At 39.2% G+C, this 9,644-nt stretch carries 10 protein-coding genes, 1 pseudogene and 1 riboswitch; of the genes and pseudogenes, 2 read left to right on the top strand and 9 right to left on the bottom strand.

The features are described from left to right. A pseudogene (locus ABC382_RS24780) lies at nucleotides 1-380 on the top strand (carboxynorspermidine decarboxylase); the annotation flags it as partial. A 45-nt stretch (nucleotides 381-425) separates the two neighbouring features. Here the strand turns inward: ABC382_RS24780 and ABC382_RS24775 are convergent. The 6 genes from ABC382_RS24775 to mce all read right to left on the bottom strand — a co-directional run bounded on the left by ABC382_RS24775 (nucleotide 426) and on the right by mce (nucleotide 6,367). Then, on the bottom strand, nucleotides 426-1,307 hold the full coding sequence (locus ABC382_RS24775) for an amidase (RefSeq protein WP_412926519.1): 882 nt from the start codon (nucleotides 1,305-1,307) through the stop codon (nucleotides 426-428). Nucleotides 1,308-1,350: 43 nt separating this feature from the next. After that, a riboswitch (cyclic di-GMP riboswitch) is annotated at nucleotides 1,351-1,442 on the bottom strand. A 137-nt stretch (nucleotides 1,443-1,579) separates the two neighbouring features. Further along, nucleotides 1,580-2,068, bottom strand: a complete 489-nt coding sequence (locus ABC382_RS24770) for a chemotaxis protein CheW (RefSeq protein ID WP_274793599.1) — start codon at nucleotides 2,066-2,068, stop codon at nucleotides 1,580-1,582. 25 nt (nucleotides 2,069-2,093) lie between these two features. Further along, nucleotides 2,094-3,209 carry a M20/M25/M40 family metallo-hydrolase gene (locus tag ABC382_RS24765; protein ID WP_412926518.1) on the bottom strand — a complete coding sequence of 372 codons (1,116 nt, stop codon included), beginning with the start codon at nucleotides 3,207-3,209 and terminating at the stop codon, nucleotides 2,094-2,096. A 136-nt stretch (nucleotides 3,210-3,345) separates the two neighbouring features. After that, the gene (locus tag ABC382_RS24760; RefSeq protein WP_274793601.1) at nucleotides 3,346-4,299 is read right to left on the bottom strand and encodes a coiled-coil domain-containing protein; all 954 of its coding nucleotides are present in this window, start codon (nucleotides 4,297-4,299) and stop codon (nucleotides 3,346-3,348) included. 101 nt (nucleotides 4,300-4,400) lie between these two features. Further along, on the bottom strand, nucleotides 4,401-5,948 hold the full coding sequence (locus ABC382_RS24755; RefSeq protein WP_274793602.1) for an acyl-CoA carboxylase subunit beta: 1,548 nt from the start codon (nucleotides 5,946-5,948) through the stop codon (nucleotides 4,401-4,403). Nucleotides 5,949-5,953: 5 nt separating this feature from the next. Further along, nucleotides 5,954-6,367 (bottom strand): methylmalonyl-CoA epimerase, encoded by a 414-nt coding sequence (gene mce, locus ABC382_RS24750; protein ID WP_107949440.1) that lies wholly within the window; start codon nucleotides 6,365-6,367, stop codon nucleotides 5,954-5,956. A gap of 125 nt (nucleotides 6,368-6,492) precedes the next feature. Here mce and prli42 point away from each other — a divergent pair, with 125 nt between their 5' ends. Then, a complete protein-coding gene (gene prli42, locus ABC382_RS24745; RefSeq protein WP_155273190.1) occupies nucleotides 6,493-6,588 on the top strand; it encodes a stressosome-associated protein Prli42 in 96 nt (31 codons plus the stop codon). 21 nt (nucleotides 6,589-6,609) lie between these two features. Here the strand turns inward: prli42 and ABC382_RS24740 are convergent, their stop codons facing one another. From ABC382_RS24740 to meaB, 3 genes are all read right to left on the bottom strand, one after another. Further along, nucleotides 6,610-7,620 carry an aromatic acid exporter family protein gene (locus tag ABC382_RS24740; RefSeq protein WP_274793603.1) on the bottom strand — a complete coding sequence of 337 codons (1,011 nt, stop codon included), beginning with the start codon at nucleotides 7,618-7,620 and terminating at the stop codon, nucleotides 6,610-6,612. Between the two features lie 151 nt (nucleotides 7,621-7,771). Then, the gene (locus tag ABC382_RS24735; RefSeq protein ID WP_274793604.1) at nucleotides 7,772-8,212 is read right to left on the bottom strand and encodes a BrxA/BrxB family bacilliredoxin; all 441 of its coding nucleotides are present in this window, start codon (nucleotides 8,210-8,212) and stop codon (nucleotides 7,772-7,774) included. A gap of 161 nt (nucleotides 8,213-8,373) precedes the next feature. Beyond that, nucleotides 8,374-9,471 (bottom strand): methylmalonyl Co-A mutase-associated GTPase MeaB, encoded by a 1,098-nt coding sequence (gene meaB / locus ABC382_RS24730; protein ID WP_274793605.1) that lies wholly within the window; start codon nucleotides 9,469-9,471, stop codon nucleotides 8,374-8,376. Nucleotides 9,472-9,644 lie beyond the last annotated feature (173 nt).

The raw sequence follows: 9,644 nt of genomic DNA, 5'->3' as shown, positions 1-9,644 counted from the left end.
CTACAGTACTTGATATTCAAAAAAATGGGATGGACCTTGCTATTTTAGATACGTCAGCAACATGTCATATGCCTGACGTACTTGAAATGCCATACCGCCCAATGATCATTGGTTCTGGTCAAGCGAATGAATTCGCACACACATATCGCTTAGGTGGACTTACATGTCTTGCTGGTGATGTGATTGGCGATTATTCGTTTGAAGAGCCATTAAAACCAGGTGATCGACTTGTCTTCACAGATATGGCCCATTATTCAATGGTGAAAAACCATATGTTTAACGGCGTCAACCTCCCTTCTATCGTTTCTTATAATGATGAAGAAGGTATTAAAGTCATTCGTGAATTTAAATTCGAGGACTACAGTGGTCGACTGTCCTAATACCAATAGAAAAGTCCTTCCAGTTTTACACTGGAAGGACTTTTTTTATGGCCGCATGGTCATCCAATTCTCCACATAATGAATGGCTACTCCATGAAAAGCATCGTTATTTGAAAAATGTTGGTGAACAAGTATAAGCTGTTCATTCATATAAGCTTCTCCATTATCATAAAAAGTAATATTTTGCCCTTCCTCTGAAGCGCCTGTTTCTACACCAATTACAATCGATTTATTCATCGTGGAAGCATAAGCAATTTCATGCTCAACAATAGAAATAATATCTTTTGCAGCATCGCGATAGGCCATGATCGTCACACTATCCACATGGTCAATGACCCAATCAGCTAATAACCCTTTTCCAAATTCGTTATGATACTGAACTTCATCAAACCAAAATGGCATATCTACTTCTAAAGTAAGTTGTAACTGATTTGCTTGCTCACTTGCTTTCATTATTAGTGTTTGATAGGATCCTATCGTTTGTGCTTGATGTGAGCTCCATCCACTATTTAAATAAGGTTCAACATCAAGATGAACCCCAGAAAATTGCTCAGATTCAGTTGAATTCTCATTATATGTATGTAACCAATTAAACAACTCGTCTTGGCTTCGACTACCCTCAGCTGAAACCCAGCTTGCAGCACCATCCAATGCATAAATGCGAATACCTTTGTCAGAAGCGTTGCTAATAAACTGCTTATAGTCATCGTTCGCTATGCCTTGATCGATTTGCAGATAAACCTTTTTAACATCGTTATGTTCTAAAAATAATAATATTTTTTCTTGGTCATCCATGATGAGGGATGTATCCCACAGCCACGTAGCCTTTTCCTGTGTAGCCATTGCATCAACCTTTCCACTTGATAAAGCTAATGAACTAATCATGATGACGATTAGTGCTGTCCACAACTTTAATTGTCTCTTCATACAAACTAACTCCATTCTACTCGCCACGGCTCCTAGAACAGAACCTGGCAACCTGACAATCATGCACTGAAAAAATAGTGTTTAGACTCATGGCTTTGCGTCCTTCCCTTTCGGTGAAGTTTGCCTTTTTCAGTTTTTTCTTACTCATTATCATACGCGGCTAGCAACGGTTTGTCTGTAGGTATAATGCATAATTGTCACATGTATGATCAGGTAAAAACGATAAAATACAGGTTAAATTTACTAGTCAAATATAAAAAAACGTAGAGTACTTAAGCCTCTACGTTTTCCTTTTCATTTTCAAGCATTTTGTGTAAATAATCGATAATTTCCCGAATGCCCTCTAATGAATTAACCAGTATTTTTGGATCAACATATGTTATCATACGATTTTCTAGATTAGCTACAGCTGTAAAGTAGCGCGTTTTACTATAATTGACAAGACCCAATTGTTGCAGTATGGAATCATCAAAATCAAGAATTTCACGAGCCTCTGTAACAAGTAATCCATAATTGACAACGTCCGTATTCATCACAATAATACGAGCAGTTGCTGTATTGGAGGAGCGGTTGTATAGTATTCGTTCAAAATCGAGAACGGGTACAAGCTCACCTCGAATTCTTGTAAAGCCTAGAAGATAGTTCGGTAAATGAGGAATAGGTGTTACATGCTCTAATTTTTCAATTGATATCGCTTGCTCTACAGGTACCGCATATTCCTCTGTCCCACAAGCAAAAACGACTGCTTTGACACTTTCCATGCGTTCACATCCTTCTATTCGACTGTTATTTTTTTGCAGATTCCTTGACGATTTCAACGAGTAAATCTGCTAATTTTTCTAATTCTTCGACTGGTATTTTTTCATTTGTTGTATGAATATCCTCGTATCCGACAGATAAATTCACTGTAGGAATACCAAATCCTGCGATCACATTCGCATCCGATCCTCCACCAGAAATACCTAATGTTGGTGTACGGTCAATATTGCGAACAGCTTCCATAGCAACCTGCACAACTTTATCTGTTTCTGTTACACGGAATCCAGGATACATAAGCTTCACTTCCACTTCTGCACGTGCGCCTAATGAAGCGGAAACTTGTTCAAATGTTTCCTGCATATGCTTTGTTTGGGCATCTAATTTAGCTTGATCAATGGAACGTGCTTCAGCTAGAATCGTCACTTCATCACATACGATATTCGTTGCTTGGCCACCTTCGAAGCGTCCAATATTAGCTGTCGTTTCCTCATCTAAACGCCCAAGCTTCATTTGAGCAATACACTTAGATGCTACTGTAATAGCGGAAATACCTTTTTCAGGAGCAACCCCAGCATGTGCCGTTTTGCCAATAATCTTTGCAAAAATTTTCGCTTGGAATGGTGCGGCTGTTACAATCCCACCTACTTTGCCATCACTATCCACCGCAAAGCCATACTTTGCTTTAATGTTAGATGGATCTAACTCTTTAGCACCAGCAAGACCGCTCTCTTCACCAGCGGTAATAATGAATTCTATATCTCCGTGCTCTATATCTTGCTCTTTTAATCGCTTGACCATCTCAAAGAGTGCTGCTAGGCCTGCCTTATCATCAGCACCTAAAATTGTCGTACCATCGGATACGATATAACCATCATCACGCAGGGATGGTTGAATGCCTTTCCCTGGAACAACTGTATCCATATGAGAAGTAAAATAGATTGGCTCCACATCTAGAGTACCTTTTAAAGTGGCGATAATATTGCCTGCTCCATGTCCATTACGCGTATGTGCATCATCTTGGATGACTGTAAATCCAAGTGCAGTTAATTTATCTACAAGAATTGGTGCAATTACTTGTTCATGCTTTGTTTCTGAATCAATTTGAACGAGCTCAAAAAACTCTTCTACTAAACGACTTGTCATGTTGTAAAACTCCCTTAGTTTACGTGTTCTTCCACGTTATAGTATACGTATTATTTTAGCACAACGTCAGAAGAGTTGAAATCACTTGAACAATCCGACAGACTAAAAGTCCGAGAAAAAAATCCTCAGACTTTCCTTAGACATTTAAAATAGCCTCTTTTTCTTCTATTATCGTTTGTAGATAGCTCACTGCTTTGTTATGTTTATCCCGTAAGCGCCAAATTGTATTATGTACATCATCTTGCACACGTGATACCTGTTCCCTTGCAGTTGAAATTTTAGAATGGACAGACCAGGCTGAAAAAATATCATCAAAGAAGTAGTCAGCAAATTTAACGAAACCATCTGTCTCCACATGGAGTGATTTTGTTGACATCTCATGAACATCCAATAATTCATTATGAAAACGTTGCAAGGCAATTTGAGCACTGTGTAAGTAGTTCTCCGATTGATCGAGTGCATCGTGCTTTAAGTGAGTGGCAATGAGTCCACCGCCAAAAAAAGTATCCCAAGTGGAGTATCCGCTGGCAGAATGTAATGAAGCTGCCGCTTGCCCTAGCTTTGTTAAGGCTACTTCTCCTGCTTCCTCAGCTTCTTGGATTTCTGTTATCAGTTGTTTGGTTAACATTTCTTCATTTGCTAAATGCTCTAGTCTAGCTGCTTGTGCTGGATCATGAAGCTGTAAGTACTTGTTCTTTTTTGAAAGTACCTGTTTCAGTGCTTGTTGTAAGGCCACTTCATCTATTTGCGTTAGTTTATGCTTTACTTGAATGTTATCTTCAGTTAAGTCAACTTGCATTTTTTTTGCTTCATTCATCTTTAATTCAAGTACCGCTGCTTTATCAATTTTTTCTGCACGAAGCTCATCTTGTTGTCCAGTCCACGTACGAATCATATTCATAAACGAGAAACTATCTAATTTATCCAGTTTGGATCGAATTTGATTGAGTGCTGCTGTATGTTGGTCTATTTCCTGTTGTGTAAGTTCAATTTGGCTATTCAGTAACTGACTTTGCTCCTTTAATCTGGATGCTTTTCTTAGTTGTGCATGAATCTTTTCTTGCTCTGTTTGTAATTGCTGCCATTCCATTCATCTCAACTCCTCTTATCTATCAGTACGGATGACAAGGAAAAATGTTTCATTTAAAAAAAGAAAAACCTAGTAACTATCACGCTACTAGGCTTGTTTTTTTATAGTGGAATGTTACCGTGTTTTTTCTCTGGACGAGTTTCGTGTTTGTTTGCTAGCATATCTAGTCCTTGAATTAGCTTAATACGAGTATCTCGAGGATCGATAACATCGTCTACCATTCCACGTGAAGCTGCAACATAAGGGTTTGCAAATTTTTCTTTATATTCTTCAATTTTGGCAGCACGTGTCGCTTCTGGGTCATCCGATTTCGCTATTTCACGTGCAAAAATAATGTTCGCGGCACCTGCTGCACCCATAACAGCAATTTCAGCATTTGGCCAAGCAAATACCAGGTCTGCACCAATAGATTTAGAGTTTAAGGCAACGTAAGCGCCTCCATAAGCTTTACGTAAAATAACTGTAATTTTTGGTACTGTCGCTTCTGAATAAGCATAAAGGATTTTCGCACCATGACGAATAATACCGCCATGCTCTTGTTTAACACCTGGGAAGAAGCCAGATACGTCTTCAAATGTGATGATTGGAATATTGTAAGCATCACACGTGCGAATGAAACGAGCCGCTTTATCAGAAGAATCAATATCTAATCCACCTGCAAGTACTTTTGGTTGGTTACAAACAAGTCCAACTGATTCACCAGCAATACGTGCAAAACCAACAACTACGTTTTTTGCAAACTCTGCGTGAACCTCCATGAACGAATCTTCATCCACTACTTGTTCTACAACTCTTCGTACATCATATGGTCGCGTTGTTTCAATTGGCACTGTATCCACGATTTCTGGACGGTAGTCATCCCCTTCAGGACGTGCTTGACGTGGTGCCTTTTCTTTATTATTTTGTGGTAAATAGCTTAATAGTTTCTTAATTTGATCAATTGCTTCTTCTTCAGATGGTGCGCGGAAATGAGCGTTTCCACTTACTGCATTATTGACTTTTGAACCACCTAAATCTTCAGCGGAGATTTTCTCACCCGTTACGGTTTCGATTACTTTAGGTCCTGTAATGAACATTTGAGATGTTTTATCAACCATTAGGATAAAGTCAGTAATAGCCGGAGAATATACCGCTCCACCAGCACATGGTCCCATAATAACAGAGATTTGCGGAATCACCCCTGAATAAATCGCATTACGGTAGAAAATGTGACCATAACCATCAAGAGAAAGAACACCCTCTTGGATACGTGCGCCACCTGAATCATTGATGCCGATAAATGGTGTACCATTTTTCGCAGCTAGGTCCATTACCGTCGCCATTTTTTTCGCATGCATTTCACCAAGAGCTCCACCAAACACTGTGAAATCTTGAGAGAATAAGTATACAGGACGGCCATTGATTTTTCCGAAACCGGTTACAACACCATCACCAGGACCTTCCATTTTGTCCATCCCGAAATCTACTGTACGATGCGTAATAAATGGATTGATTTCAAAAAATGTGCCATCATCTAGCAATAATTCAATACGTTCACGAGCTGTTAATTTTCCTTTTTCGTGCTGTTTGTCGATGCGCTCATAGCCACCACCAAGTTCAATTACCGTCTTACGATCATATAAATCATTGATTTTGTCGAACATATCCATATTGATCACTTATCCCCTTTTCCACTTTTATCACATAATTCATATAACACACCGAATGAAGATTTCGGATGCATGAACGCAACCTCTGCACCACCAGCACCTGGCCCTGGCTCGTCGGATAATAGACGTACACCTTTCTCCCGAAGCTCTGCCATACGCTCACGAATTCCTGTCACTCCGAAGGCCACATGATGAATGCCTTCTCCACGTTTCTCAATAAATCCATGAATGGCGCTCTTTTCACTCATTGGTTCTAATAGCTCTATTTTTACGTTGCCTGCGTCGATAAATGCCACACGAACCTGTTGAGATTCTACTTCTTCTACTTTCAACAACTTTAAACCTAAAGTTTCTGTATAATATGTAATGCGTTCATCAAGATCGCGCACCGCAATCCCAATATGGTCTACTTTCTCCATGGTGACATCTCCTTCTGTTATGGTACATACTCTATTTTACAGACTTTTTTGTCAAAACTCTACTACTTGAGAAATTTTTCAGATTTGCTAAACTATTTATAAGAAAAGAAGGAGCGAACGAGCATATGAGTAATAAAAAGTTTCAAAAAATTGTTGTTTATAGCATGATAGCGATTATGCTAATCTCATCTCTAGCATTCGGATTATCTATGCTAGTTTAAGGCAAGTCACAAGCGTCCACACTACTGTGGGCGCTCTTTTTTGACCTTTAAACCCTTAAATGATTGCTTTATTTCTAAATACCTGTCCATTTCCTCTATAAACTGATAGAGGGCTGCCTGGGCGATAAATTGCTCATGATTTTGTGGTAAAGGTAACTGTGAAAAATCATGTTTAACCTGCTCTAACTTTTCTCGATAATGTCGCGCTGTATTTCCAGAGTGAACATGCTCACCAAGGTCTTGTAAAAAATCTGCCACAATTTCAGCCTCTTGTACTATAACAGGTAATGTTGTAATTTTTGGAAGTACTCTTTCAATAATTTCTAACTGCCGCTCACGCATATCAAAATACTTGTAGTAATCATTTTTTCGTCTCATAAAATGATTTTCAACATCTTTAAATGCTAAAGACTTGGCATCATCTAATGTTTTTATCGCTTCTATGATTTCATGCCCATCCCACAGCATATCTCCTTGTCGTAAATAGCTTGCAATTTCTATAAAAATCTTACTATAAAGCTCCTCAATTTTAACTCTATAGTAATTTAATTCCTTTTGAATGTCTGGCATATACATATTAATGGCAATTCCCGTTCCATAACCGATAGCCATTAATGCTAATTCATTATAAACAAGTGCCAGCGAAAAACCTTCAGCAGCGTATATATGCATAATAATGACGACACTGGAAATAAATCCGTCTGCAACTTTTAACGACACGATGGTTGGTATAAACAGTATTAACATACCCGCTAATGTAAGTGGATGATAAGCAAAAAGCTCAAAGCTCACAAAAGCAAAAATCATCGCAATAATACTTGAGACCAATCGTGTATATGCTGCATAAATGGATTTCTTTTTCGTAGGCTGCACACATAATATGGTTAGAATACCAGCAGATGCATACGAGGCTAAATCAAAATATTGAGCAATGGCAATTGCAATTGCTGCACCGATTGCTGTTTTTAACGTTCGATAGCCGATTGAAAACTTCTTCAGGCCGACTGCCTCCCATCCTTTAGTACTCTTCACTCATATAGCTAATCATTTAGCCAATATTACAAAAATTTTAATAATAACGGAACTCACTATATATGGAGATAAGTAGGTAGCCTACATAGATAAAGTTATCTATGTGGCTATTCTACTTACATTTAATGATTTTTCTTATACAAGAATAGAATTACAGTTCGTCACAGTATTCTTCAAAGTTAGCTTGTAAATTTGTTACAACTGACATTGGGTCATGCCCTTCGATTTCATAGCGACCAACTTCGGCTACTACTTGTCCATCCTTTAAAAGCACGAATGATGGTGAAGAAGGTAAGTGATCTTCCCCGAAATGATAACGTGCTGCTGCAGTAGCTTCTTTATCTTGCCCTGCAAATACTGTTACTAAATGATCTGGGCGTTTATCGTAATGTACGCATTGTGCAGCTGCTGGACGAGCAATACCACCCGCACAACCACATACTGAGTTAACCATAACTAATGTAGTACCTGGGCGAGCAAACGCCTCTTCAACAGCTTCTGGTGTTTTAAGTTGTTCGTAACCAGCTGCCTCAATTTCAGCACGTGCTGTTTTTAAAATTTCCTGCATAAATAAATCGTAATCCATATTCATATAGCGATAGCTCCTTTCAAGTCGGCGTCATTTTAGCTTTATTTTATATAGTTGGTATTTGACGCTCATACATCTCTTATCATAGCAGTTTGCAAAGAATTTGTGCACCTTCTTGCTCAACACAAATCACTTGATTTTACTAAGATTTCAATATGACTAGTTTACTTGTCTTCCTGCTCTTCGCTAAATAAACGATCAACACCCTGTGTGACTGTCAATTGTCCGCTTAAAATTTGGCGTTCAAGCAGCTGTACATGGGCTTTTCGCTGTGGATTCCCATAAAATAAATCAATTAGATGATCAGTAATCATAGTTTGGAACCACTCTTTTGTTTGATTTTGACGTCGAGTAGCCCAATATTGATTGTCTTCCACAATTTGTTTGAATTGTTCAATTGTCGCCCAAACCTTATCAAGTCCCCGTTTTTCTAGTGAACTCACTGGCATCGATGTTGACATCCAACCAGGTGTGGCAGGCTGTAAAAAATGTAAAATTTGCTTATACTCTGCAACTGTTTTTTTGGCTAAACGAACATTATCACCATCCGCTTTATGCACGATAATAGCATCCGCTAATTCCATGATTCCTTTTTTCATGCCTTGCAGCTCATCGCCAGCCCCTGTTAAAACGAGTAATAGGAAGAAATCAACCATCCCACGGACATAGGTTTCACTTTGCCCAACACCAACGGTCTCAATTAAGATCACATCATAGCCAGCCGCTTCACAAACTAACATTGTTTCACGTGTCTTTTTATGAACACCCCCTAGGGTACCTGCTGATGGGGATGGACGGACAAATGCAGTAGGCTTCTTGACGAGCTCCTCCATGCGCGTTTTATCCCCAAGAATACTTCCTCCGGATAATGAAGAGCTTGGATCAATCGCAAGGACAGCAACTCGTTTCCCCATTTCACAAAGCATTGTTCCGAAAGCTTCAATGAAGGAACTCTTCCCTGCTCCTGGAACACCTGTAATGCCTATTCGAATACTATTCCCTGTATGCGGGAGCAGCTCCTGTAATAGCTCTTGTGCTTGCACTTTATGGGTTGCATTAGAGCTTTCTATGAGGGTAATGGCTTTTGACAAATGGGTGCGAGAGCCCGCACGTACCTGTTGTGCAAGCTCTCGTATATTCAAATTGTCGGCCTTTTTCTTTCGGAATTTTTTCGGTGTACCATATTGCATACCGTCGTGAGTTGCCTCGACTCCGTCCATGACAAATAGCGCACTGTCTTCCATTTCTTTATTTTTGTCCATTATTCAGACACTTCCTCATAGCCTAAACGTTTGTAGATTTCTTCTATAATTTTTTGTGCGGATACAGGAATTACTGTACCTGGTCCAAAAATAGCTACTGCGCCGGCATTATAAAGGAATTCATAATCTTGCGCTGGAATAACACCGCCAACGATAATGATAATATCTCCGCG

The sequence above is a fragment of the Lysinibacillus phoenicis genome (assembly GCF_047238325.1).
In the GTDB taxonomy this organism is placed as follows: domain Bacteria; phylum Bacillota; class Bacilli; order Bacillales_A; family Planococcaceae; genus Lysinibacillus; species Lysinibacillus irui.
This window is presented reverse-complemented; position numbering and strand designations above follow the sequence as displayed.

Bases quoted from the DNA above. Each gene is read 5' to 3' on its own strand.
- ABC382_RS24760 (WP_274793601.1), bottom strand. From the start codon at position 4,299: ATGGAATGGCAGCAATTACAAACAGAGCAAGAAAAGATTCATGCACAA.
- prli42 (WP_155273190.1), top strand. From the start codon at position 6,493: ATGAGTAATAAAAAGTTTCAAAAAATTGTTGTTTATAGCATGATAGCG.
- ABC382_RS24755 (WP_274793602.1), bottom strand. From the start codon at position 5,948: ATGGATATGTTCGACAAAATCAATGATTTATATGATCGTAAGACGGTA.
- mce (WP_107949440.1), bottom strand. From the start codon at position 6,367: ATGGAGAAAGTAGACCATATTGGGATTGCGGTGCGCGATCTTGATGAA.
- meaB (WP_274793605.1), bottom strand. From the start codon at position 9,471: ATGGACAAAAATAAAGAAATGGAAGACAGTGCGCTATTTGTCATGGAC.
- ABC382_RS24765 (WP_412926518.1), bottom strand. From the start codon at position 3,209: ATGACAAGTCGTTTAGTAGAAGAGTTTTTTGAGCTCGTTCAAATTGAT.
- ABC382_RS24775 (WP_412926519.1), bottom strand. From the start codon at position 1,307: ATGAAGAGACAATTAAAGTTGTGGACAGCACTAATCGTCATCATGATT.
- ABC382_RS24735 (WP_274793604.1), bottom strand. From the start codon at position 8,212: ATGAATATGGATTACGATTTATTTATGCAGGAAATTTTAAAAACAGCA.
- ABC382_RS24770 (WP_274793599.1), bottom strand. From the start codon at position 2,068: ATGGAAAGTGTCAAAGCAGTCGTTTTTGCTTGTGGGACAGAGGAATAT.